The following is a 23,365-nucleotide window of genomic DNA, read 5'->3' on the forward strand; positions in this document are numbered from 1 at the left end:
CCCCTGGGGCAGGGGCCAGAGTGGCGGCATGCACGAGGACTTGATCGGCATCGGCGAGCTCGCGGCCCGGACCGGGCTGAGCCACAAGGCGCTGCGGCTGTACGGGGACCGGGGGCTGCTGCCGCCCGCACACGTCGATCCGCGGACCGGGTTCCGCCGGTACCTCCCGGAGCAGGTCGAGCGGGCCCGCCGGATCGCGCTGCTGCGCGCCGCCGGGATGCCGCTGGCGCTGATCGCGGGGGTGCTCGACCCGGGCGGTGCCGAGTCGGTCCGGCTGCTCGACGCCTACTGGCGGGGGGAGCAGTCCGTGCACGAGGCCCGCCGGGAGGCGGTGGGCTACGCCCGAGAGGTCCTGGCCGGAAGGAATCCGCGCATGTACGAGATGGCCGAACGCGACGTGCCCGAGCAGAAGGTGCTGTTCATCCGGCGCCATGTGACCAGCGGAGAGCTCCTCGGTTTCCTCTCCGAGGCCACCACCATGATCTTCGACCACCTGCGGTCGACGGACGCCTGCCTGTCCGGGCCGCTCTTCACCATCTACCACGGCATCGTGAGCGAGGACTCGGACGGCCCGGTGGAGGTCTGCGTCCCGACGATGAACACGGTCGAGCCGGTGGGGGAGATCGGAGTGCGGATCGAGCCGGCGCACCGTGAGGCGTACACCGAACTGGGGAAGAACGACCGCGACTTCGGGACGATGGCCTCCGTGCACGACGCGGTGCTCACCTGGATCTGGGAGCAGGGGTACGAGCGCATCGGCAGCTCGCGCGAGGTGTTCTACCCGAACTGGGCGACCGCGGAGGACGGCGAGCACGTGGCGGACGTCGCCGCGGTGTTCACCCGGGCGGTCGGGGAGGCCTGAGGCCCGAGCGGTCGAGCTGTGCTTGTCCTGGAGGCCGGGCCGGTGGTGGCCTGGCCTCCGGGCGTGCCGGCGATGTATCGGATGGCAAGGATGCAATCGACGACTGTCTCAGGGCCGTCCGTGGGGAGCAGGAAGTCGGAGGGGCCGACTTCCTAGGTGGGGTTGAGGCGGGCGGGGTGCCAGGCGGTGTTCCGGCCGGCGGCCTCGCGGTAGGCGATCCGCTGGACGGCGGTGAGCAGGCGGTAGAGGTTGAGGGCGGCGTCGGAGTGGTCGGCCTCGAAGCCGAGCCGGTGGACGAAGGATTCGAGCTGCGACCAGTCGAAGTCGTCGGGCACGGGCGGCACGGGGGTGCTGCCGGTGTGGGCGTTGAAGGCGGCGGCCACGGCGAAGTGGGTGGCAGCGAGGGCGTTGGCGAGGAGGAGGCCGGCGCCGGAGGTGGCGGCGTCGGGGCCGGGCATGGGTGTGGGCCCTTCGGAGGGGTGGATCGGTCAGTCGGGAGGGGTGTCGCTTTCGTCGGGTCGGTGGACCCGGAGGGCGGTGACGACGCCGAGGGCGACGGTGAGGATCGCCAGTGCGAGGAAGGTGACGAAGGCGGTCGCGATGAGGAAGTCGGCGGTTCCGGCCCTCATCGGGTGATGCCGATGACGCGGTGGCCGAGGTGGGCGGCGAGGTCGTGGAGGAGGTCGAGCGCCTGGTCGCGGGTGAGGGGGAGCGCGAGGTGTTCGCCGGGGGCGGCGTGGACGTCGAGGTCGACGGCGACGCGGAGTTGGACGACGGCGTCGGGGGCGGATTCGACGGCGAGGTAGGCGGCGGTGGTGCGCTCGGTGTGGATCGCATCGGTGACGAGGGGGATCAGGACGCCCATGCCTGCGGCCTTCTCACGGCTTCGCGGAGCGCGTGGCGGCTCATGCGGCGGCGTCCAGCTCGAACCAGACGGACTTGCCGTTCTTGCGGGGGTCGGCGCCGAACCGGTGGGTGAGCGAGCGGACCAAGTGCAGCCCGCGGCCGGAGAGTTCGTAGGGGGTGGAGGAAGTGCGGGGCTCGGGGAGGACCGGGCTGTCGTCCGTGACCGAGACCCGGAGGGTGCGGTTGAGGAGCAGGACGACGACTAGGGGCGCCTGACTGCCCGCGTGCTTCCACGCGTTGACGAACAGTTCGTGGAGGGCGAGTTCGGCGTCGGCGATGGTGTCCGGCGGCCAGTTGGAGAAGGTGAGGGCTTCCCGCAGTTCGTGGCGGGCGGCGGACCAGTCGGGAGGGTTGAAGGCACGCACGAGGAACCTCCGGGAGAGGAGAGGGAGTTCGCGACGAAGACGTGACCGTGAGCCAGGCCGTGAATGGCTGCTCTGCGGCGCCCGGGCAGGCATTACTGACGCTCCATCGTGTGATCGGTGCAACACTGAGAGTAGGGGGCTGCATGTCAGAGTTGCAAGCCGATCGATAAGTCTCGCTAAGTGGGACCCCATGCGGTGGCGTCGCGGGCGGCTTGTGCGCGAGACTGCGCGGACAGGGAAGGACGGCCGTGGGATACAAGGGACCGATCAGCCAGCGGCAGCGCCGATTTGGAGACGAGCTGCAACGACTCCGCTTGGCGGTGGGGCTGTCCGCTTCGGAGGCCGGGACTTTGGTGGGGATGAAGGGGCCTGCGGTGAGCCACACCGAGGCAGGTCGGATCACCCTGAACCCGGAGCGCCTGGAAGTCTGGCTCGATGCCTACGGCTGCACTGATGTTGCCTTCCGAGTGGCGCTTGCAGACATGGGGCGCAGCACGGGCAGGGGATGGTGGTCAGCGTACGAGGATCAGGTCCCGCCTCTCGCGCTCGACCTGGCAGAGGCCGAGGACAGGTCGGTTCGTCTCGACAGCTACGACACGCTCTACATCCCCGGGGTTCTTCAACTTCCGGCGTACACGGAAGCCATCTACGAAGATGCATACCGTGATGGCAAGTGGGACGTCGCAGCCTCGGTTCGTTTCCGGATGGATCGGCAGCGCATCCTCGTCGATGGCAAGCAGCGCACGTTCCGGTTCGTGATCCATGAGGCGGCGTTGCGGATGCGATTCGCCGGGGATGCGGTCATGCGAGCTCAGCTGCTTCACCTCCTCGAAATGGCGCAGCTCCCCAACGTCACGATCCAGGTGCTGCCGTTCACCGCACCGAAGCACGGGCCGCTGTCGGCGTCCTTCCTGTTCTGCGACCCCGGCTGCACGGACCTCTCGACGATTGTTGTTGCCGGGCCCAAGCGAGCCGAGCACCTCGGCGATCCGGTCGACATCGCCGCCTATCGTCAGACCTTCACGCAGCTGAGTGATATTGCTCTTCCTGCTGTCGATACCAGGAAGTCCCTCCGAGAACTCCCCTCCCGTGACTCATGGGGGCTTATTCAGCACCTTCTCTACCTGCTTCAGACCTGAAAGGCACACGATGCTCCACCTCTCCTGGCAGAAGTCATCGTTCAGTGGTGCGGAAGGCGCAGACAACTGTCTTGAACTTGCCTCCGGTGTCGGCGACCTCCGCCACCTCCGCGAGTCGGACGACCCGGACGTCATTGTCACGACCACTGCCGCGAGGCTCCGTGCCTTCATCCTCGGAGCCAAGGCCGGCGAGTTCGACCACCTGATCTGAGCGCGCTGTCCAAGCATGACAAGGACGGGCGGGACGCCACCCTCCTTCCGTGCGACCTCCACCGCCTCGCACCGTGACGGAGGCCGACGTGCCCCGGCCCCGACGGGCCGGGGCACGTCGGGGCCGGACGGGCCGACCGGTCAGGCGGACGGCTGCTGCGGCGGGACCGGCTGCGCGCCCGGGTGCGGCGCGTTCGGGTTGTACGGCGCGGCGGACGGCACCGGCTGCGGGGCCTGGTTGCGGCGTGCCATCAGGGTCTTCACCCAGTGGACGGTCAGCAGCACCGGGATGGCGAACGTCTGGTAGTACAGGCGGTACTCGCCGCCCTCGAAGACGAACGCCAGGTAGTAGGCGTAGCCGATGAACGCGAGGCCCGCGAGCACGAAGAAGAGCCGCCCGCCGGGCCTCAGTGCGTTGCTGACGGAGCCGAGGGCGACGATCGCGATGCCGCTGACCGCCAGGGCGACGACGTACCAGGAGAAGACGGGGTCGACGCTGAAGTCGAGGTTCACGGAGATCCTGTGGAGTGAGGATGAACTACTGATGGGGACGAGGGCGCACAGTACTGGAGTGGACCGACACCTGACCTCCCCTTTTCCGCGCGGTACGGTCGGTGGACCGCGCGCAGGGGCACGCGGGGTGGGCCAGGAACGACGGCAGACGACGGCAGGGGTGGGCGAGTGGCGGACTACGAGGTGCTGCGGGTGTTCTGCGGTCCCGGCGGCGAGCACGGCAACGAGCTCGGGGTGGTGCGCGACGGCGCGGCCGTGCCCGAGGAGGCGCAGCGCCAGGCGCTCGCCCGCGAACTCGGTTTCAGCGAGACGGTGTTCGTCGACGACCCGGAGCAGGGCGCGATCGACATCTACACCCCCGGCCTGCGCCTCCCGTTCGCCGGTCACCCGTGCGTCGGCGCCGCCTGGCTGCTCGGCGCGGACCGGCTGGTGACCGAGGCCGGCACCGTCCGGGTCCGCCACGACGGGGAGTTCACCCGGATCGAGGCCCGCCCGGAGTGGGCGCCCGCCCGGACGACCCGGCAGTACGGCTCGGCGGCCGAGGTGGACGCGCTGGAGGTCCCGCCCCCGGGGGAGTGGATCTACGCCTGGGCCTGGCAGGACGAGCCGGCCGGCACCGTCCGCGCACGCGCCTTCCCCGGGCGCGGGGACGGCATCGACGAGGACGAGGCCACCGGCGCCGCGGCCCTGCTGTTGACCGCCCAGCTGCAGCGGGACCTGGCGATCGCCCAGGGCCGCGGGTCGCAGCTCGTCACGGCGATCCGTGACGGCGGCCTCGTCGAGGTGGGCGGCAGGGTCCGGCGGGCCTGAGGGCTCACGAGGGGGAGCAGGGGAGTGCCGAGCATGGACGTCTCGAACGCGATCAGCGGCGGCGAGTTCCAGAACGTGGTGATGGCGGCCCACGCGCATGTCACCCTGGCGTCCGGCGGCGGGCCCGTCGGCCTGCCGGACCTGCCGGAGCTCCCGCCCGTGCCACAGGGGTTCACCGGGCGCGAGGCGGAGTTGGCCGAGCTGCTGGCGCTGCTCGACCCGGAGGCCGTGAGCGCCGAACCGGTCCTGGTGGCGTCCGTCGCGGGGCTGGGCGGCGTCGGCAAGACGACGCTCGCCCTCGCCACGGCCCACGCCGCCCTTGACCGGGCCCGGTTCGCGCACGCGCTCTTCGTCGACCTGCGCGGCTACGACGACTCACCCGTCGCCCCCGGACAGGTCCTGGACACCCTCCTGCGCGCGCTGGGCATCCCGCCCGCCGAGCTCCCCCCGGACGACGGGGGCAGGGCCGCACTCCTGCGCAGCCGGCTCCGCACGGCGGGCGGTCTCGGCACCCTGATCGTTGCCGACAACGCCTCCACCGCCGACCAGGTCCGGCACCTGCGCCCAGGGCCCGGGCCGCACCGCCTGCTCGTCACCTCGCGGCACACCCTGAGCGCGCTGGACGCGACCCTGGTCGACCTGGACGTCCTCACTCCGGACGGCGCCGTCGACCTCATCGCCCGCCGCCTGCGCACGGCACGCCGCCGCCCGGAGCGGATCACGGACGACTCCACGGACGCGCTGCGGCTCGCCGGGCTCTGCGGCCACCTGCCGCTCGCGCTCGCCCTCGTCGCCACCGAGCTGGTCCAGGATCCGCACCTCGCGCTCACCGAGCTCGCCGACGAACTGTCCGAGGAGGGCGGCCGGCTGGAGCGGATCGACGGGCTCTCGGACGGGCAACGCCCGGTCCGGCTCGCCCTCGACCGCTCCCGCCGCCGGCTCGATCCGGCCCAGACCGAGCTGCTGGACCTGCTCGCCCTCGCACCGGGACCGGACATCTCCACCGCGGCCGCGGCCGCGCTCACCGCGAACTCCCCGCGGGAGGCCCGCCGTCGGCTGGCCGGGCTGGCCGCCACGGGTCTGCTCCGGCAGAGCCCGGAGGGCGGCCGGTGGAGCATGCACGACCTGGTCCGCGAGTACGCGGCCGGGCACGCCCGCGCGGCCGGCGACCGGTACGCGCCGCACCTGCGCGCCCTGCTGGCCCACTACGCGGACGAGTTCGAACGGGCCCACCTCGGCCCCGATGCGGACGGTTACCCGGGCGCCGAGGACGTGGGCTGGGTGAGCGACGAGTGCTCCAACCTGATCGAGGCGGCCCAGCTCGCCGAGGCCACGGGGGAATGGGCGACCGCCTTCCGGATCGGCAAGCTTCTCGCCTCCTACGGCCCGCTGTACGGCGATCAGGAGCGCCTGGAGACCACCACGCTGATGCTCAGGGTCGCCCGACGGCTTGACGACCCCGACCGGGAGGGCGAGGCCTGGCACGATCGCGGACTGGCGTTGCGGGCACTGAACCGGCGCGTGGAGGCCGCCGAGGCGCTGAGGTCCGCGCTGCGGCTGTGGAGCGGCCATCCGGCGTTCTGCGTCGTGGCCTGGTTCAACCTGGGCCAGACGTTGAGCGAACTCGGCGAGTTCCCCACGTACGGCGGCAGGGTGGAGCCCGACGGCGGCGTGGACGAGCCGCCGGGCGAGACCTGGGGCATTCCGGAGCCGATGTGGCGGTTCGCGGAGGCCGTCCGGGTCCACGAGGAGTGGCGGGCCGCCGACAGCCGCGGGGGAGACGAGCCGGAACCCGCAGCCGGCCCTCAGCGCACGGGGGAGGAGACCGGGTCCGCGTAGACCGCCGCAGGAGCCGCGGGGGCGGGCGAGGCCGGAGCCGGGACCACCGGAGCGGACGGTGTCGGCCGGGGGCCGTGGGCAGCGCGCTGGAGCAGCGAGCGCGAGGCGGGGACGATCGCCAGGTGGGTGCCGGCCACGCCGATCACCGCGAACAGGATCCGGTCGACGTCGAGCACGTGGCCCGGTGTCCAGGAGGACAGGAACTCCAGGGCGGTGGCCAGCAGGGCCGAGGCGCCGGTGGTGCGGAGGAAGGACGGGAACCAGCGGGCGTGGAGCCGTCCGCCGGCCAGCGGCAGCAGGACGCCGAGCGGAGCCAGGAGGAACAGTTCGCCCAGCACCTGCCAGGCGGTCGCGAAGCGGAGCGAGGCCAGCGGCGTCAGGTTGGCGTCGTAGACCCAGGCCACCGGCAGCGGCCTCAGCACCAGCCAACCGGCCAGCGCCAGATGGACGGTGAGGGCGAAGAGCCCCGCCAGGCGGAAGGGCCGGTGGACGTCCGTCGTCGGCCGGGTCTCGGTCCGCACGCCGGAACGCTCGTCGCGTGTCCTGGTGCCATGTCGCTGCACGGGGGGAAGGACGTGAGCCGGTGGCGCATCGGTTCCACGCCCGGCGCGAACATTCCGGCGCGCCCCCGGAAGGCCATCCGGGAGCACGCCGACAGGTTTACCGGCAGATCGCCGTGGGCGACGCCGAGGGCATCGCGCTGAACGCGTTGTCCGCCGGCGGGGTGGACGCCTTCGGGGTGGACGCCTTCGGGGTCGGCGAGAGCGTCCCCGAAGCGGCGGCCGAAGGGGCGGCGGAAGGGGCGGCGGACGCGACCGCCGACGGCGACGGGCTCGCGCCCGCCTTGGCCGGCGGCGCGCCCTGGACGGTCGGCGCCGATGCCGGAGTGGCCGCCGAGGGCGTGGCGGGCGCGGTGGGTACGAGCACCACGGTCGGGCAGGCGGTCCGGCTGGCCGGCGCGCCCGCGTCCACCGGGACGGCGGTCGGGCGGATCCCGCAGCCGGTCGCCAGCGCGAGCAGCAGCACCGCGCCCGCGGCGGGGCGCAGCAGTGGGCGGAAGGACGTGGCGGCGCTCACTGCGCATTCTCCTCGGTGGCGGCGTCCGCCGGCGGTGGCGGCGGGGTCAGCGGCAGCGTCAGCGTGAACACCGCTCCCACCTCCCCGTTGGCGGCCGTGATCGTCCCCCCGTGGATCTGTGCGTTGGCCATCGCGATCGACAGGCCCAGCCCGCTGCCCTCCGACCGCGCCCGCCCCTTGTCGGCCTTGTAGAACCGGTCGAAGACGTGCGGGAGCACGTCCTCCGGGATGCCGGGGCCGCTGTCGGAGACCTCGACGACGACCACGCCGCCGCCCTCCACACGGGACTCCTCGCGGGACTCCTCGCGGGGCTCCTCGCCGCGCTCCTCGCGGGACTCCTCCCGGACCTTCACCCGCACCGGCGAGCCGCCGTGCTTCAGCGCGTTGCCGATCAGGTTGGCGAAGACGACGTCGAGCCGGCGCGGGTCGACCACCGCCAGGATGCCGCGCGGGGCGTCCACCTCGACCGCGTCGTACCAGGCCCGGCCGTCGATGCAGGACATGATCAGGTCGGCGATGTCCACCTCGTCGGCGACCAGCTTGGCCGTGCCGGCGTCGAAGCGGGTCACCTCCATCAGGTTCTCCACCAGGTCGGACAGGCGCCGGGTCTCACTGACCACCAACCGGACGGCCGGCTCGATCATCGGGTCCAGCGACTCCGCCTCGTCCTCCAGGATGTCCGTCACCGCGGTCATCGCGGTCAGCGGCGTCCGGAGCTCGTGCGACATGTCGGCGACGAACCGCCGGCTCTGCGCCTCGCGTGCGCTCAGCTCCTCGACCTGCTCGTGCAGCGACTCCGCGGTCCGGTTGAACGTCCTGGCGAGGTCGGCCAGTTCGTCCGAGCCGTCGACCTCCAGCCGGGTGTCGAGGTGGCCCTGGCCGAGCCGGCGGGCGGCGTCGCCGAGGCGCTTGACCGGGCGCAGCACGGTCGCCGAGGCAGCCTGGGCGAGCAGCGCCGAGCCGATCAGCGCCAGCAGCGTGGCGATCGCCAGCGACCAGCCGAGCGTGTTGAGGTCGGCCCGCTCGTTCTCCAGCGACTTGAACATGTACGCCGTCGGACCGGTGGGCACCACCTTGGTGCCGCCGATCACGAACGGCCGGCCCTCCAGGTTCTGCCGCTGCCAGTACAGGTGGTACGGGTACGGGTTGCTCTCGGTGACCTCGCGCGGCTTGGCGACCGTGTCCTGCAGCTTCGCCGGGACGTTGGCCAGCGTGAAGCCCATCGGATTCGACGAGGCGACGCAGTCGGGCCGCGCGGGGTCGCTGATCACCACCTCGTAGTTGAGGCCGCTGCTGGCGACGCTGGTGGCGAGCTTGATCAGGTCGTCGCAGGTCGCGTTCAGCGGCAGCTCCGAGACGTTGCGGCTGAGCGAGACGCGGAAGTCGTTGAGGGCGGTGTCCTGGGCGCGCTTGAGCACCGCGTCGCGGTTGAGCCAGTACGCGATGCCGGAGGCCGAGACGGCGGTGGTCAGTGCGACGGCGGCGAACACCGCGATCAGCCGCACCCGCAGGGAGCGCAGCCGTCGCCACGGGCCCGAGGAGAACCGGCTGGTCATCGTCTGGTGGTCAGTCACGGGAGCCTGTCGTAGCGGAAGTTCAGGAGGAACGGGGTATCAGGGCGAGCGGGCGGTCGGCGGCGCTCACGCGGGCGGGTCCAGCCGGTAGCCGACCCCGCGGACGGTGCGGATCAGCGTCGGCGCGGAGGGGACGTCCTCGACCTTGGCCCGCAGCCGCTGCACGCACGCGTCCACCAGGCGGGAGTCGCCGAGGTAGTCGTGCTCCCAGACCAGGCGCAGCAGTTGCTGGCGGGAGAGCGCCTGCCCGGGCCGGCGGCTGAGCTCCAGCAGCAGCCGCAGCTCGGTCGGGGTGAGCTGGAGGTCCTCGCCGTCCTTGGTGACGGTCATCGCCGCCCGGTCGATCACCACGCTGCCGAACGCCGAGGAGTCCGAGCTCTCGCGCTCGCCGCGGCGCAGCACGGCCCGGATCCGGGCGTCCAGGACGCGCGGCTGGACGGGCTTGACCACGTAGTCGTCCGCACCGGACTCCAGGCCGACCACCACGTCGATGTCGTCGGACCGGGCGGTCAGCAGGATGATCGGCAGCTGGTCGGTCCGCCGGATCCGGCGGCAGACCTCGAAGCCGTCGATTCCGGGCAGCATGACGTCCAGCACGATGAGGTCCGGCCGCTGCTCCTTGAAGAGCCTCAGACCGTCCTCGCCGGAGGCGGCGGTGGCCACTTTGTGGCCCTGGCGGGTGAGGGCGAGTTCGAGGCCGGTGCGGATGGCGTCGTCGTCCTCGATCAGAAGGAGGAAAGGCACGGCCTCATTCTGGCTCACCCGGAGCGGCGAATCACCCCCCGGCACCGCTCACCGCCCGGGCGGGAACCGGAATGTGCGCCACCGGCGTCCGTGAGGGCGGGTGGGAGTGCGGGACGAAAGGCCCGGCCCTGTGACACCCCTGTGACAGTCGGCGGACAGGCCCATCACAACCGGCGGGCAGGATTTTCCATGTCGCCGCAGGACAGCGGGCCAACCGGCCGGCTGGAAGGCGGCAACAGGAACCGCTCGTACCGACCAAGGGGGCGCACGATGAACGCCACGCTTCAGACCCGGACCAACCCGGCTGTCCGCACCGCGCGTTCGTCAGCGACCACCCACCGGACCCGGTTCGAGGTCAGGACCGACGAGGCCTCCGGTGCCGTGACCGTACGGGGGTGCGCGCACAGCACCGGTGGAAACACTGCTGCCTGCCGGGTGAGCGGCGGCAGCAGGCAGGGGGAGCTTCACGGAATCGGCCGCATGGGGAGTGCGGTCGACTCCGCCAACACCCTCACGCTGCGGGGGATCCTCCCCGTCCGCGTCGAGGGCAAGGACGCCCTGGGGGGGAACGGGGGAACCCGGGGGATCGGGGGGAGCGGTCTTCGGACGGTCGATTCGGGGGAATCGGCCGGCCGTGAGGCCGCGGGCGCGACGCTGCTGCGGCTGAACCCCGCAGCGGCCCGCGCCACCGAGGCGGGACAGGGAGGCGCGCAGGGGGAGCACCCGGCCGTCGCGGCGGACCACATCAACGAGTTCACCGCGTACGTGCGCGAGCGCCGCGCCTCCCTGTACGCCACGGCGTACCACCTCACCGGTGACCGCTACGAGGCCGAGGACCTGCTGCAGAGCGCGCTCTTCAGCACCTACCGGGCCTGGGGCCGGATCACCGACAAGGCCGCGGTCGGGGGCTACCTCCGCCGCACCATGACCAACCTGCACATCTCCGCCTGGCGGCGCCGCAAGGTCAGCGAGTACCCGACCGAGGAGCTGCCGGAGACGGCCGGCGACACCGACGCGATGGGCGGCACCGAGCTGCGCGCCGTGCTCTGGCAGGCGCTGGCCAAGCTGCCGGAGAACCAGCGGACCATGCTGGTGCTGCGGTACTACGAGGGCAAGACCGACCCGGAGATCGCCGACGTGCTCGGCATCAGCGTCGGCACGGTGAAGAGCAGCATCTGGCGCGCCCTGCGCCGGCTGCGCGAGGACGAGCACCTGAACAAGTCGGGCGACACCGCCCGTGCGTTCGGTGAGCTGGTCGCGTAACGGCGACCGGCCGGCCGCGGGGGACGCGGCCACGGAAACTCCCGTCGGGGGACGGGTAGCGGACGGTCAGCGGATTGGTGGCGCCGGCTCGGGGGAGCGGCGCCGCCGGGGGAGTCCGGCGGCCGTCCAGGAGGAGACGACGGGCCCGGTGCGGGGGAGACGCACTGGGCCCGTCGTCGTTCCGTCGTATCCGGCCCCGCGCGAGGCCGGGGGAGCGGGGAGCGGCGCGCTGCCGCTCAGACCGCGGAGTACTCCGTCGCCCAGGCGGCCGCGGTGATCCGGCGCGCGGCCTCCGACCCGGCACAGGGGTAGGAACCGAGGGCCACCTGGCGCTCGACGATCGAGCGCTCGGCGCGCATCAGCCGCCAGCCGCGGCGCACCAGCACCGGCAGCGACTTGCGGCCCTCGCGGACGTCCCGGCGCAGTCGGCGCCAGGCGGTGGTGAGGGCGCCGTTGCGCAGGCAGAGCGCGTCGCCGAGCAGGCCCTCCGCGGCGCACTCGGCGGTGATCTCGGCGGCGAAGATGCCCTCGGCGATGAACGCGGGGGCGCCGGCGAGGTCCAGGACCCGGGTGTCGATCCGGCCGTTGTGCGGGATCGAGTACACCGGGACGTCGGCGCGGCCGGTCTCGTACAGGCTGCGGATGGCGGCGACGGCCTGGTCGCGGTGCCAGGCGAGCGGGGAGTCCCAGTCCACCGCGCCGTCGGGCAGCAGCGGCAGGGTGGGGTCGTCCCCGTCCTTGTAGAAGTCGTCGAGCTGGAGCACCGGAAGGCCGCTGCGCTCGGCGAGCGAGGACTTCCCCGAACCGGAGGGACCGGACAGCAGGACCACCCGGGCGCGGGTCGTCGGCACAGGGTTCAGCGGGGAGTCACTCACGAGACACCAGTCTGACGCATCGGGACCCGATGCCGAAACCGGGCGGATCAGCCTTTCCGAACGGCCCGTGGGTCGGTGAGGGCGGCCCGGACCAGCGGCAGGTACCGGCTGTCGACCTGGAGGTGGACGGGGTGGCCGTCCCCGCGCGGCAGGTAGGCGGTGGCGGCCCAGTCCTGGCTGTGCCAGGCGTCGGGCTCGGGCTCGTGGAAGGTGCCGCCGCAGGCCAGCTCGATGTGGCCGAGGACACGCGAGCCGAAGCCGACGTGGGCGGCTCCCGGTGTGATGTGCAGCCGGCCGTTGACGTACCCCTGCTGCCGGCCGAAGCGGTCGGAGCGGGCCGAGCAGGGCACCCGGACGGACCGCCCGGCGGCCAGCCGTCGGCGGGTGCGGGCCACGTGCAGTCGGCGCAGGAACCCGTCCGCGAACAGTGCCATCACCTCGGCTGCGAGCTCCCCCACGGCGCCCTCCCCCTCGATCGTCTCCGGTACGGACGATTCTTCCCGGGCCGGGTCCGCGCCGGGATCGCCGAAAGGCGGAACCGCGCGGCGACGAAAGTCGACGGAAAGCGACGGACCCGCACCAGGGGGGGGGAGGTGCGGGTCCGTCCAATGACCGTCCGGGCCCTGGGGGGAGAGGGCACTGGGGACGGCCAGCTTGTGGAGTTGTCGGTCAGCGGGTGACGGGAACGGTCAGATCCCCATCGGGTGCCAGACCGTCTTCGTCTCCAGGAACGAGAGTAGCCGGTCGGTACCGGGCGCATTGGTCCAGTCCTGGGCGAACGGGTCCAGCTCCGGACGGACCACCCGCTTCAGGGTATCCGCGGCAGAGGCCTCCAGGACAGCCGCCGCGCCGGGTCCGTCGGCGGCGACGGCCCCGGTGAGGTCCACCGCGTTGACGTCCTGGTGCGAGGCCAGGGTCGGCGCGATGTCGGCGGTACGGCCGGAGATGATGTTGACCACGCCGCCGGGGACGTCCGAGGTGGCGAGCACCTCGCCCAGCGACAGGGCCGGCAGCGGGGCGTCGGCGGCCGCCGCGACCACCACGGTGTTGCCGGTGGCGATGGCGGGCGCGATCACCGAGACCAGGCCGAGCAGCGAGTGCCCGTAGCCGGCCTGCGGGGCGACGATCCCGACCACGCCGGTCGGCTCCGGGGTGGAGAGGTTGAAGTACGGCCCGGCTACCGGGTTGGCCCCGCCCGCGATCTGGGCGACCTTGTCGGTCCAGCCCGCGTACCAGACCCAGCGGTCGATCGCCGCGTCCACCAGGGCCGCGGCCTTCTTCGGGCCGATGCCCTCGGAGAGCGCCACCTCGGCGGCGAACTGCTCGCGCCGGCCCTGCAGCATCTCGGCCACCCGGTACAGCACCTGGCCGCGGTTGTACGCGGTGGTGCCGGCCCAGCCCTTGACCGCGGCGCGGGCCGCGAGCACGGCGTCGCGGGTGTCCTTGCGGGTGCCGAGCGGGGCGTTGGCGAGCCACTCGCCGTTGGAGTCCGTCACCTCGTACACCCGCCCGCTCTCGGAGCGCGGGAACTTCCCGCCGACGTACAGCTTGTAGGTCTTGAGGACGTCAAGACGCGTCACGACATCAGACATCGAGGTAGGCCTCCAGACCGTGGCGGCCACCCTCGCGGCCGTAGCCCGACTCCTTGTAGCCGCCGAACGGCGAGGTCGGGTCGAACTTGTTGAAGGTGTTGGCCCAGACCACGCCGGCCTTGAGCTTGTTGGCCATCCAGAGGATCCGCGAGCCCTTCTCCGTCCAGATGCCGGCGGAGAGGCCGTACGGCGTGTTGTTGGCCTTCGCGACCGCCTCGTCGGGGGTGCGGAAGGTCAGCACCGACAGGACCGGGCCGAAGATCTCCTCCTGGGCGATCCGGTGGGCCTGGCTGACGCCGGTGAACAGGGTCGGCTTGAACCAGAAGCCGGTGCCCGGCAGCTCGCAGGCGGGCGACCAGCGCTCGGCGCCCTCGGCCTCGCCGGCCGCGGTCAGCGCGGTGATCCGGGCCAGCTGCTCGGCGGAGTTGATGGCGCCGATGTCGGTGTTCTTGTCCAGCGGGTCGCCGACCCGCAGGGTGGCCATCCGGCGCTTCAGGGCGTCCAGCAGTTCGTCCTGCACCGACTCCTGGACCAGCAGGCGCGAGCCCGCGCAGCAGACGTGGCCCTGGTTGAAGAAGATGCCGTTGACGATGCCCTCGACCGCCTGGTCGATCGGCGCGTCGTCGAAGACGATGTTGGCGGCCTTGCCGCCGAGCTCCAGCGACAGCTTCTTGCGGGTGCCGGCCAGCTGCTTGGCGATCGCCCGGCCGACCGGGGTGGAGCCGGTGAAGGCGACCTTGTTGACGTCCGGGTGCGCGGTGAGCGCGGCACCGGTGCGGCCGTCGCCGGTGACGATGTTGACGACGCCCTTCGGCAGGCCCGCCTGGCGGCAGATCTCGGCGAAGCGCAGCGCGGTCAGCGGGGTGGTCTCGGCCGGCTTCAGCACGACCGTGTTGCCGGTGGCCAGCGCCGGGGCGATCTTCCACGCCAGCATCAGCAGCGGGAAGTTCCACGGGATGACCTGGCCGGCCACGCCCAGCGGCTTCGGGTTCGCGCCGAAGCCGGCGTAGTCCAGCTTGTCGGCCCAGCCCGCGTAGTAGAAGAAGTGCGCGGCGACCAGCGGCAGGTCGACGTCGCGGGTCTCGCGGATCGGCTTGCCGTTGTCGATCGACTCCAGCACGGCCAGCTCGCGGCTGCGCTCCTGGATGATCCGGGCGATCCGGAACAGGTACTTGGCGCGCTCGCTGCCCGGCAGGGCCGACCAGTCGGTGAAGGCCTTGCGGGCGGCGGCGACGGCGCGCTCGACGTCCTCGTCGGTGCCCTGGGCGAACTCGGCGAGCACCTGCTCGGTGGCCGGGTTGACCGTCTTCAGGGCCTCGCTGCCGGAGGAGTCGACGAACTCGCCGCCGATGAAGTGGCCGTACGAGGTGGCGATGTCACCCGCGGCGGCGGGCGACTCGGGGGCCGGGGCGTACTCGAAGAGGCCGCCGCGCGTCTCGGTCACGGGCTCCTCGGTGTTCTTCTTCTTGGCCATGGTGATCAGTCCACCGTCACGTAGTCGGGACCGGAGTACCGTCCGGTGGTCAGCTTCTGACGCTGCATCAGCAGGTCGTTGAGCAGGCTGGAGGCGCCGAAGCGGAACCAGTGCGGGGTCAGCCAGTCGTCGCCGAGCGTCTCGTTGACCATCACCAGGTACTTCATGGCGTCCTTGGTGGTCTTGATGCCGCCGGCGGGCTTCACGCCGACCTGGACGCCGGTCTGCGCGCGGAAGTCGCGGACCGCCTCCAGCATCAGCAGGGTGACCGGCGGGGTCGCGTTGACGGCGACCTTGCCGGTGGAGGTCTTGATGAAGTCGGCACCGGCGAGCATCGCCAGCCACGAGGCGCGGCGCACGTTGTCGTACGTCTGCAGCTCGCCGGTCTCGAAGATCACCTTGAGGTGGGCGTAGGTGCCGTCCGGGCGCTTGCACGCCTCCTTGACGGCGACGATCTCGTTGAAGACGTCGAGGTAGCGGCCGGAGAGGAAGGCGCCCCGGTCGATCACCATGTCGATCTCGTCGGCGCCGGCCGCGACCGCGTCGGCGGTGTCGGCGAGCTTCACCGGGAGGGCGGCGCGCCCGGCCGGGAAGGCGGTGGCGACGGAGGCGACCTGGATGTCGGTGCCCTGCAGTGTCGCCTTCGCGGTGGCGACCATGTCCGGATAGACGCAGATGGCGGCGACGCGGGGGGTGGTCGGGTCGGTCGGGTCGGGGGTCCTGCCCTTGGTGCAGAGTGCGCGCACCTTGCCGACCGTGTCCGCGCCCTCCAGCGTGGTCAGGTCGATCATCGAGATGGCCAGGTCGATGGCGTACGCCTTCGCCGTGGTCTTGATGGAGCGGGTACCGAGAGTGGCGGCACGCGCCTCCAGGCCGACCTGGTCGACGCCGGGCAGGCCGTGCAGGAAGCGACGGAGCGAGGCCTCGGACGCCGCGACGTCCTGGAGACCGCTGCCCGCAACGCCGGGGGCATTGGCTGCAAGAGTGGACATAGTCACCACACCAGCATATCTACGCGCGTAGCAAACCGCTAGGGCCGCGACCTTTCGATGCCGGACCGATATCTGCGAACCCCTCCCGCCCCACTCGCCACCCCTGTGGATCGGCTCGGTCATGCGGCAGAATCGTCGGCATGACCGAATCCGACGGCAAGCCCCACCAGGGCCCTGCCGGTTCCGCCGACGAGCCCGTGTACGCCGACCGCGTGTACCGCTCCATTCCCGGGGTGATCTCCGGTGTGCTGTTGCTGGCCGTGGCCGCCTGGCTGATCGGGGACGCGGCGCTGACCGGGACCGGGAAGACGCCGGCCGTGGCGCTGGCCGCCGTCCCGGTGTTCGCCTTCCCGGTGATCGCCTACACCCTGCGGCCGGCCGTGCTGGCCAACGACCGCCGGCTGGTGGTGCGCAACCCGCTGCGGACCATCACGGCGCCCTGGGCCGCGGTGGACGCGCTGCGGGCCGGGTACTCGGTCGAGCTGCTGGCGGACGGACGGAAGTTCCAGGTCTGGGCCGTCCCGGTCTCGCTGCGCCAGCGCAAGCGGGCCAACCGCGTCCGCGAGCGCGGCACCGAGCACGTCTCCCGGCTGGGCATGGTCGTCGGCAGGCAGCCCACCCCGGTGGTGTCCGGTGCGCCGGACCCGACCCGCGCCTGGTCCGACCAGGTCGTCGGAATCCTCCAGGAGATGGCCGAGCGCAACGCCCCCCGCGCCGACGCCGCCGGCCCGGTGACCGTGTCGTGGTGCTGGTGGATCATCGCGCCGACCCTGGTCGGCCTGATCGCGCTGATCACCGTGATCGCGGTCTGACCGAGCAGCCGCACCCGGGTCCGGCCCGGCCGGTCCCGCCGGTCGCGCCGGGCGCGACAGCACCGGCCGGGCAGTACCGGCCGAACAGCACCGACCCGGACACACCGAAGGGGCCCGCCGTGGGAACGGCGGGCCCCTTCGTCGTCGGCGCGGGCGCACCCCGCGGCGCCGTCAGGCGTCGATGCCGGCGGCGGCGGCGAGGTCGCGCTTGATCGCGGCGAGCAGTTCGGCGGCCCGGTCGCGGGCGCCGGCCAGCTCGGCGGCGGAGTCCACCGGGAGGACGACCTCCAGGTAGCACTTCAGCTTGGGCTCGGTGCCGGACGGGCGGACCACGATCCGGGCCGAGCGCACGGCGTCGCCGGCCAGGTAGTAGCGCAGGCCGTCGGTGGGCGGCAGGTCCGGGGTGCCGGCGGTCAGGTCGTCCGCCCTGGTGACGGTGAGCCCGGCCAGCACGGTCGGCGGCTGCTCGCGCAGCGTCCGCATCGCGTCGGCGATCAGCGAGAGGTCCTGCACCCGGACGGAGAGCTGGTCGGTGGCGTGCAGGCCGTGCTCCAGCGCCAGGTCGTCCAGCAGGTCGTTCAGGGTGCGGCCGGACTGCTTGAGGGTGGCGGCCAGCTCGGCCACCAGCAGGGCGGCGGTGATGCCGTCCTTGTCGCGCACGCCCTGCGGGTCGACGCAGTAGCCGAGCGCCTCCTCGTAGCCGTAGCGCAGGCCGTCGGCGCGGGCGATCCACTTGAAGCCGGTCAGCGTCTCGGCGTAGCCCAGGCCGGCGGCCTCGGCGATCCGGCCGAGCAGGGTGGAGGAGACGATGGTGGTGGCGAAGGTGCCGGCGGCCTTCTTGGCGACCAGCGCGGAGCCGAGCAGGGCGCCCACCTCGTCGCCGCGGAGCATCCGCCAGCCGGTGCCGTTGCCGGCCCCCGCGGCGTTGCCGTTGGCCGGGACGGCCACCGCGCAGCGGTCGGCGTCCGGGTCGTTGGCGATGACGATGTCCGGGCCGGTGGCGGCGGCGGTGCGGAAGGCGAGGTCCATCGCCCCCGGCTCCTCCGGGTTGGGGAAGGCCACGGTCGGGAAGTCCGGGTCCGGCTCGGCCTGCTCGGCGACCACCGTCGGGGCCGGGAAGCCGGCCCGGTGGAAGGCGGCCACCAGGGTGTCGCGGCCGACGCCGTGCATCGGGGTGTAGACGACGGAGAGGTCGCGCGGGCTGTGCTCGTCCACGATCGACGCGGCGCGGGCGAGGTACGCCTCGACGACCTCCTCGCCGAGCACCTCCCAGCCGTCCGCGGCCAGCGGGAGGTCGGCGAGCGCGCCGATCGCGTCGATCTCGGCGGCGATCCCGGCGTCGGCCGGCGGCACGATCTGCGAGCCGTCGCCCAGGTAGACCTTGTAGCCGTTGTCCTGCGGCGGGTTGTGGCTCGCCGTCACGGTGACGCCGGCGGCCGCGCCCAGGTGGCGGACGGCGAAGGCGAGCACCGGAGTGGGCAGGGCGCGCGGCAGCAGCGCGGCGCGCAGGCCGGCGCCGACCACGACGGCGGCGGTGTCGCGGGCGAAGTCGTACGACTTGTGCCGGGCGTCGTAGCCGATGACGACGAGGTCGCCCAGGTTCTCCTTCTTCACGTAGGCGACCAGGCCGGCGGCGGCCCGGATCACCACCGCGCGGTTCATCCGCATCGGGCCCGCGCCCAGCTCACCGCGCAGGCCGGCGGTGCCGAACTGGAGGCGGTCGGCGAACCGCTCGGCCAGCTGGGACCAGGCGAGCTTGCTCTCGGACTCGGCCTCCGGAGCCTCGGCGGCGGCCAGCAGCGCGGCCAGCTCCTCGCGGGTCTGCGGGTCGGGGTCCTCGGCCAGCCAGGCCCGAGCCCGGGCGAGGAGGTCGGTGGTGGGTGCCTGCGTCATGCCAGCTCCGATGGAAGAGGTTCCGCAAAGTGGTGGGGGTGCGCATGCGGACGGGGCCCGCAGGCGGGTGTGATCAGCGGATCACAGCCGCCCGCGGGCCCCGTCACTCATGATTGTGCGCCGGATCCGGGTCAGATCCGCTCAAGGACCTTCGCCAGCAGCGCGCCCATGCGCTCGGCGGAGGCCTTGCCGGCCTCCAGCACCTCGGCGTGGTTGAGCGGCTCGCCGGTGATGCCCGCGGCCAGGTTGGTGACCAGCGAGATGCCGAGCACCTCGGCGCCGGCCTCGCGGGCGGCGATGGCCTCCAGGGTGGTGGACATGCCGACCAGCTCGCCGCCGATCACCCGGGCCATGTGGACCTCGGCCGGGGTCTCGTAGTGCGGGCCGCGGAACTGCACGTAGACGGCCTCGTCCAGGGTGGAGTCGACCTCGCGGCAGAGGTCGCGCAGGCGCTTGGAGTAGAGGTCCGTCAGGTCGACGAAGTTGGCGCCGACGATCGGGGAGTCCGCGGTCAGGTTGATGTGGTCGCTGATCAGGACCGGCTGGCCGGGGACCCAGCCCTCGCGCAGACCGCCGCAGCCGTTGGTCAGCACGATGATGCCGCAGCCCGCCGCGGCGGCGGTGCGCACGCCGTGGACGACGGTGGCCACGCCGTGGCCCTCGTAGTAGTGGTTGCGGCCCAGGAAGATCAGGGCGCGCTTCTCGCCGATCTTGACCGAGCGGATCGTGCCGGCGTGGCCGGCGACGGCGGGGGCGGGGAAGCCCGGGAGTTCGGTGACCGGGAACTCCGCCACGGTCTCGCCGAGGGCGTCGGCGGCCGGCACCCAGCCGGAGCCCATCACCAGGGCGACGTCGTGGCGCTCGGCACCGGTCAGCTCGCGCAGGCGCTCGGCGGCGGCCTGGGCGGCGGCGTAGGGGTCGGCGGAGACGACCGACTGAGGAGATGCGTTCACGCATCCGAGGATAGACGGGAAATGGCTACGCGCGTAGAAGATCCGGGTGCGACGTGCCGGATCGTTACCCGGATGGCGGGAAAGTACAGCTCGGGGCCGCCTTTCCACCCGCTCGGACGGGAGCAACCTCCAGTCGTCCTCGCGCTCCGCAGCCGCCGTGCGTACAGGCCGTGGCCGGGCGCGCGGGGCGCCGGGCGGGCCCGCGGCCGCGGCGGGGTTCAGCAGGGCCGGCGGCGCAGGTCCAGGACGTAGTCGTGCGGGGCGCCCGCGCTCTCCGCGGCGTCGGCGATCAGCCCCAGGTAGCGGGCCGCGGGCAGGCCGCCCTCGTAGTCGTTGAGCACGTACGTCCACACCGGGATGTCGCCGTCGAGGGTGTGCGCGCGCAGCTTGATCCTGCGGTAGATGCCGAGCTGGACGCCCTCCCAGCGGTCCAGGCCCTCCTCGTCCATCGGCGACACGTCGTACAGCGAGACGAAGACCTGGTCCTTGCCGTCCTCGACCACGGTCGCCAGCGACCCCTCCCAGCCGAGGTGTTCGCCGCCGAAGGTGAGGCGCCAGCCGTCCAGCCACCCGGTGCCGCGCAGCGGGGAGTGCGGGGCGCGGCGGGTCATCTGCCGGGCATCGAGGTTGGTGGCATACGCGGCGTAAAGGGGCATGGGGCGAAGCCTAGACCGTCGGTGGGCGCTCCCGGGGGACTGGGCGAACGCACGGAAGCCCCGACCCCGGCGTGGCACTGCTCACGGCGTGCGGGACAATGGGGGACGTGACTCGGATCGTGATCATCGGTGGCGGACCCGGCGGCTACGAGGCGGCGCTGGTCGCTGCTCAGCTCGGCGCGGAGGTGACCGTCGTCGACCGCGACGGTCTTGGCGGATCGGCGGTGCTCACGGACTGCGTGCCGTCGAAGACGCTGATCGCGACCGCGGAGGTGATGACGACCTTCGACAGCTCGTACGAGGAGCTGGGCATCATCGTCGCCGACGACACCCCGCCGCTGGAGCAGCAGGCCCGGGTGGTCGGCGTGGACCTCGGCAAGGTCAACCGGCGTGTGAAGCGGCTCGCCATCGCCCAGTCCCACGACATCACCCAGTCGGTGACCCGGGCGGGCGTCACCGTGCTGCGCGGCCGCGGCCGGCTCGGCGCCGGCGGCCAGGCCGTGGACGGCTCCCGCGAGGTCCTGGTGGACGCGCCCGACGGCAGCGTCCAGTCGCTGCGCGCGGACGCCGTGCTGATCGCCACCGGCGCCCACCCCCGCGAGCTGCCGGACGCCCAGCCGGACGGCGAGCGGATCCTGACCTGGACCCAGGTGTACGACCTGGACGAGCTGCCCCGCGAGCTGATCGTGGTCGGCTCCGGCGTCACCGGCGCCGAGTTCGCCGGCGCCTACCAGGCGATCGGCTCCAAGGTCACGCTGGTCTCCAGCCGTGACCGGGTGCTGCCGGGCGAGGACCCGGACGCCGCCGAGGTGCTGGAGGAGGTCTTCCGCCGCCGCGGCATGAACGTGATGAGCCGCTCCCGGGCCGAGGGCGCCAAGCGCGTGGGCGACCACGTCGAGGTGACCCTCTCCGACGGCACGGTGATCAAGGGCACGCACTGCCTGATGGCGGTCGGCTCGATCCCCAACACCGCGGACATGGGCCTGGAGGAGGCCGGGGTCAAGCTCAACGACTGGGGCCAGATCCAGGTCGACCGGGTCTCCCGCACCACCGCCCCCGGCGTGTACGCGGCCGGCGACTGCACCGGCGTCTTCATGCTCGCCTCGGTGGCGGCCATGCAGGGCCGGATCGCGATGTACCACGCGCTGGGCGACGCGGTGCAGCCGCTGAACCTGAAGACCGTGGCCTCCAACGTCTTCACCGACCCGGAGATCGCCACCGTCGGCTACACCGCCGCCGACGTGAAGTGCGGCAAGATGGACGCGGTCGAGGTCAAGCTGCCGCTGCGCGGCAACCCGCGGGCGAAGATGCAGGGCATCCGGGACGGCTTCGTGAAGCTGTTCTGCCGCCCGGGCACCGGCATCGTGGTCGGCGGTGTGGTGGTCGCGCCGCGCGCCAGCGAGCTGATCCACCCGATCTCGCTCGCGGTGGACGCCAATCTGACGGTCGAACAGGTGGCCAGCGCCTTCACCGTCTACCCGTCCGTCTCCGGCTCGACCGCCGAGGCCGCCCGCCAGCTGCACATCCGGAAGCGGGCCGACGGCGAAAGCTGAGCGTCCGACGCGAAGTTGAGGGCGGCTGCCGACCGGCGGCCGCCCTTCGCGCACCCCGGGCATCACCCGGACGGCGGGCGCAGTCCGGGGTTGCTGACGGCGCGTATTGTACGGTCACGCGCCGCTCGGGTGCGAGCAATTCCGGCTACCAGCTGCAAACGCCTGAAAGCAGACGGTCACGCAGGTTACCGTCGGTTCTGTGTTTGCTGCAGAACGTCGCCAGTTGATCCTCGAAATGGTGCGCGCCAACGGAGCCGTGTCGCTCCGCGAACTGGCCCGCGTCGTCCAGACCTCCGAAGTGACCGTGCGCCGAGACGTGCGGGCGCTGGAGGCAGAAGGGCTCCTCGACCGCCGGCACGGCGGCGCGGTGCTCCCCGGCGGCTTCAGCCGCGAACCCGGCTACCCGCAGAAGACCCACCTCTCCGCGGCCGAGAAGAGCGCCATCGCCGACCTCGCCGCGGGCCTGGTGGAGGAGGGGGACGCCGTGGTGGTCGGCGCCGGCACCACCACCCAGGAGCTGGCCCGCCGGCTGGCCCGGGTGCCCGGCCTGACGGTGGTCACCAACTCGCTGCTGGTGGCGCAGGCGCTGGCGCACGCCAACCGGGTCGAGGTGGTGATGACCGGTGGCACCCTGCGGGGCTCCAACTACGCCCTGGTGGGCAGCGGGGCCGAGCAGTCGCTGCACGGGCTGCGGGTCTCCAAGGCGTTCATCTCCGGCAGCGGGCTGACGGCCGAGCGCGGCCTGTCGACCACGAACATGCTCTCCGCGAGCGTGGACCGGGCTCTGGTGCAGTCGGCCGCCGAGGTCATCGTCCTCGCCGACCACACCAAGCTCGGCGCGGACACCATGTTCCAGACCGTCCCGACCGAGACCATCACCCGTCTGGTCACCGACGAGCACGCCACCTCCGACGACACCACCGCCCGCGAGCTGGACGCGCTCGCCGACTGCGGGGTGCAGATCGACCTGGCGCCGCTCGGCGCCGCCCCGGCCGGCGACGCCCCGGTGCACGGCACCGGCAGCGGCCCCGTCCACCAGACCCAGCCCGGCCCGCTGGCGCGCCGGGCCGCGCCGCCGCCCGGCGGGGCCCCGCTGCCCGGCCAGCGCCGCCCCGGCACGCACGGCGGCCCCGCGGGGCCGGGCGGGCCGGTCCCGGTCCGCCTCGCCGAGCTGGGCGGCCTCCCGCGGGTCCGCTGAGCCCGGCGCACCGGCAGCGCCGGGTGCGCCCCGCGGTGACCGCCGCCTCCGGCGGCCCCGCGCGG

Annotated in this window: 26 protein-coding genes; 9 read left to right on the top strand and 17 right to left on the bottom strand. The window is 72.8% G+C overall.

All coding sequences use genetic code 11. From position 1 onward, the window contains the following. Positions 1-28: 28 nt before the first annotated feature. Positions 29-862 (top strand): MerR family transcriptional regulator, encoded by an 834-nt coding sequence (locus ACIPSC_RS24785; protein ID WP_400828251.1) that lies wholly within the window; start codon positions 29-31, stop codon positions 860-862. Positions 863-1,014: 152 nt separating this feature from the next. Here ACIPSC_RS24785 and ACIPSC_RS24790 read toward each other — a convergent pair whose 3' ends face one another. The 4 genes from ACIPSC_RS24790 to ACIPSC_RS24805 are packed head-to-tail and all read right to left on the bottom strand — an operon-like array spanning position 1,015 to position 2,133. After that, positions 1,015-1,320 carry a hypothetical protein gene (locus tag ACIPSC_RS24790; RefSeq protein WP_400828252.1) on the bottom strand — a complete coding sequence of 102 codons (306 nt, stop codon included), beginning with the start codon at positions 1,318-1,320 and terminating at the stop codon, positions 1,015-1,017. Between the two features lie 30 nt (positions 1,321-1,350). Continuing rightward, a complete protein-coding gene (locus tag ACIPSC_RS24795) occupies positions 1,351-1,491 on the bottom strand; it encodes a hypothetical protein (RefSeq protein ID WP_400828253.1) in 141 nt (46 codons plus the stop codon). Next, entirely contained in the window at positions 1,488-1,727 is a 240-nt protein-coding gene (locus ACIPSC_RS24800; RefSeq protein WP_400828254.1) for a hypothetical protein, read from the bottom strand. The genes ACIPSC_RS24795 and ACIPSC_RS24800 overlap by 4 nt, the downstream gene beginning before the upstream one ends. A 40-nt stretch (positions 1,728-1,767) precedes the next feature. Next, on the bottom strand, positions 1,768-2,133 hold the full coding sequence (locus ACIPSC_RS24805; protein ID WP_400828255.1) for an ATP-binding protein: 366 nt from the start codon (positions 2,131-2,133) through the stop codon (positions 1,768-1,770). Positions 2,134-2,381: 248 nt separating this feature from the next. Here ACIPSC_RS24805 and ACIPSC_RS24810 point away from each other — a divergent pair, with 248 nt between their 5' ends. Beyond that, complete coding sequence (locus tag ACIPSC_RS24810) at positions 2,382-3,272, top strand: helix-turn-helix domain-containing protein (RefSeq protein ID WP_400828256.1); 891 nt, start codon at positions 2,382-2,384, stop codon at positions 3,270-3,272. Between the two features lie 10 nt (positions 3,273-3,282). Beyond that, positions 3,283-3,483, top strand: a complete 201-nt coding sequence (locus ACIPSC_RS24815; protein ID WP_400828257.1) for a DUF397 domain-containing protein — start codon at positions 3,283-3,285, stop codon at positions 3,481-3,483. Between the two features lie 140 nt (positions 3,484-3,623). On the opposite strand, the gene ACIPSC_RS24820 is transcribed toward ACIPSC_RS24815, so the two are convergent. Next, a complete protein-coding gene (locus tag ACIPSC_RS24820) occupies positions 3,624-3,995 on the bottom strand; it encodes a hypothetical protein (RefSeq protein ID WP_400828258.1) in 372 nt (123 codons plus the stop codon). A 168-nt stretch (positions 3,996-4,163) separates the two neighbouring features. Here ACIPSC_RS24820 and ACIPSC_RS24825 point away from each other — a divergent pair, with 168 nt between their 5' ends. Further along, positions 4,164-4,805 (top strand): PhzF family phenazine biosynthesis protein, encoded by a 642-nt coding sequence (locus ACIPSC_RS24825; protein WP_400828259.1) that lies wholly within the window; start codon positions 4,164-4,166, stop codon positions 4,803-4,805. 33 nt (positions 4,806-4,838) lie between these two features. Next, positions 4,839-6,644: a regulator gene (locus ACIPSC_RS24830; RefSeq protein ID WP_400828260.1), complete on the top strand. Its 1,806-nt coding sequence runs from the start codon at positions 4,839-4,841 to the stop codon at positions 6,642-6,644. On the opposite strand, the gene ACIPSC_RS24835 is transcribed toward ACIPSC_RS24830, so the two are convergent. The 4 genes from ACIPSC_RS24835 to ACIPSC_RS24850 all read right to left on the bottom strand — a co-directional run bounded on the left by ACIPSC_RS24835 (position 6,611) and on the right by ACIPSC_RS24850 (position 10,039). Continuing rightward, entirely contained in the window at positions 6,611-7,165 is a 555-nt protein-coding gene (locus ACIPSC_RS24835; protein WP_400828261.1) for a VanZ family protein, read from the bottom strand. The two genes, ACIPSC_RS24830 and ACIPSC_RS24835, sit on opposite strands and share 34 nt — an antisense overlap. A gap of 139 nt (positions 7,166-7,304) precedes the next feature. Continuing rightward, a complete protein-coding gene (locus tag ACIPSC_RS24840; RefSeq protein ID WP_400828262.1) occupies positions 7,305-7,721 on the bottom strand; it encodes a hypothetical protein in 417 nt (138 codons plus the stop codon). Next, on the bottom strand, positions 7,718-9,277 hold the full coding sequence (locus ACIPSC_RS24845) for an ATP-binding protein (protein WP_400828311.1): 1,560 nt from the start codon (positions 9,275-9,277) through the stop codon (positions 7,718-7,720). The genes ACIPSC_RS24840 and ACIPSC_RS24845 overlap by 4 nt, the downstream gene beginning before the upstream one ends. An 84-nt stretch (positions 9,278-9,361) precedes the next feature. Next, entirely contained in the window at positions 9,362-10,039 is a 678-nt protein-coding gene (locus ACIPSC_RS24850) for a response regulator transcription factor (protein WP_238862898.1), read from the bottom strand. 270 nt (positions 10,040-10,309) lie between these two features. Between ACIPSC_RS24850 and ACIPSC_RS24855 the strand changes: the two genes are divergently transcribed. Further along, entirely contained in the window at positions 10,310-11,302 is a 993-nt protein-coding gene (locus ACIPSC_RS24855) for a SigE family RNA polymerase sigma factor (RefSeq protein ID WP_400828263.1), read from the top strand. Between the two features lie 236 nt (positions 11,303-11,538). Here the strand turns inward: ACIPSC_RS24855 and ACIPSC_RS24860 are convergent, their stop codons facing one another. The 5 genes from ACIPSC_RS24860 to deoC all read right to left on the bottom strand — a co-directional run bounded on the left by ACIPSC_RS24860 (position 11,539) and on the right by deoC (position 16,235). Then, a complete protein-coding gene (locus tag ACIPSC_RS24860; RefSeq protein ID WP_400828264.1) occupies positions 11,539-12,177 on the bottom strand; it encodes an ATP-binding protein in 639 nt (212 codons plus the stop codon). A 47-nt stretch (positions 12,178-12,224) separates the two neighbouring features. After that, positions 12,225-12,635 carry a hypothetical protein gene (locus tag ACIPSC_RS24865; RefSeq protein ID WP_400828265.1) on the bottom strand — a complete coding sequence of 137 codons (411 nt, stop codon included), beginning with the start codon at positions 12,633-12,635 and terminating at the stop codon, positions 12,225-12,227. Between the two features lie 231 nt (positions 12,636-12,866). Then, entirely contained in the window at positions 12,867-13,769 is a 903-nt protein-coding gene (locus tag ACIPSC_RS24870; RefSeq protein ID WP_400828266.1) for an aldehyde dehydrogenase family protein, read from the bottom strand. Then, positions 13,762-15,243, bottom strand: a complete 1,482-nt coding sequence (locus ACIPSC_RS24875) for an aldehyde dehydrogenase family protein (RefSeq protein ID WP_400828267.1) — start codon at positions 15,241-15,243, stop codon at positions 13,762-13,764. The genes ACIPSC_RS24870 and ACIPSC_RS24875 overlap by 8 nt, the downstream gene beginning before the upstream one ends. Positions 15,244-15,248: 5 nt before the next feature. Continuing rightward, the gene (deoC, locus tag ACIPSC_RS24880) at positions 15,249-16,235 is read right to left on the bottom strand and encodes a deoxyribose-phosphate aldolase (RefSeq protein ID WP_400828268.1); all 987 of its coding nucleotides are present in this window, start codon (positions 16,233-16,235) and stop codon (positions 15,249-15,251) included. A 140-nt stretch (positions 16,236-16,375) separates the two neighbouring features. Between deoC and ACIPSC_RS24885 the strand changes: the two genes are divergently transcribed. Further along, positions 16,376-17,047, top strand: coding sequence for a PH domain-containing protein (locus ACIPSC_RS24885; protein ID WP_400828269.1), 672 nt, complete (start codon positions 16,376-16,378; stop codon positions 17,045-17,047). Between the two features lie 171 nt (positions 17,048-17,218). Here the strand turns inward: ACIPSC_RS24885 and ACIPSC_RS24890 are convergent, their stop codons facing one another. From ACIPSC_RS24890 to ACIPSC_RS24900, 3 genes are all read right to left on the bottom strand, one after another. After that, positions 17,219-18,940 (bottom strand): phospho-sugar mutase, encoded by a 1,722-nt coding sequence (locus tag ACIPSC_RS24890; protein ID WP_400828270.1) that lies wholly within the window; start codon positions 18,938-18,940, stop codon positions 17,219-17,221. A gap of 131 nt (positions 18,941-19,071) precedes the next feature. Continuing rightward, entirely contained in the window at positions 19,072-19,893 is an 822-nt protein-coding gene (locus ACIPSC_RS24895; protein ID WP_400828271.1) for a purine-nucleoside phosphorylase, read from the bottom strand. Positions 19,894-20,111: 218 nt separating this feature from the next. Then, positions 20,112-20,549 carry a gamma-glutamylcyclotransferase gene (locus ACIPSC_RS24900; RefSeq protein ID WP_400828272.1) on the bottom strand — a complete coding sequence of 146 codons (438 nt, stop codon included), beginning with the start codon at positions 20,547-20,549 and terminating at the stop codon, positions 20,112-20,114. 77 nt (positions 20,550-20,626) lie between these two features. Here ACIPSC_RS24900 and ACIPSC_RS24905 point away from each other — a divergent pair, with 77 nt between their 5' ends. Beyond that, positions 20,627-22,102, top strand: a complete 1,476-nt coding sequence (locus ACIPSC_RS24905; RefSeq protein ID WP_400828312.1) for an NAD(P)H-quinone dehydrogenase — start codon at positions 20,627-20,629, stop codon at positions 22,100-22,102. Positions 22,103-22,337: 235 nt separating this feature from the next. Continuing rightward, positions 22,338-23,300: a DeoR/GlpR family DNA-binding transcription regulator gene (locus ACIPSC_RS24910; RefSeq protein ID WP_400828313.1), complete on the top strand. Its 963-nt coding sequence runs from the start codon at positions 22,338-22,340 to the stop codon at positions 23,298-23,300. Positions 23,301-23,365: the final 65 nt, after the last annotated feature.

The sequence above is a fragment of the Kitasatospora sp. NPDC090091 genome (assembly GCF_044747365.1).
Lineage (GTDB): Bacteria > Actinomycetota > Actinomycetes > Streptomycetales > Streptomycetaceae > Kitasatospora.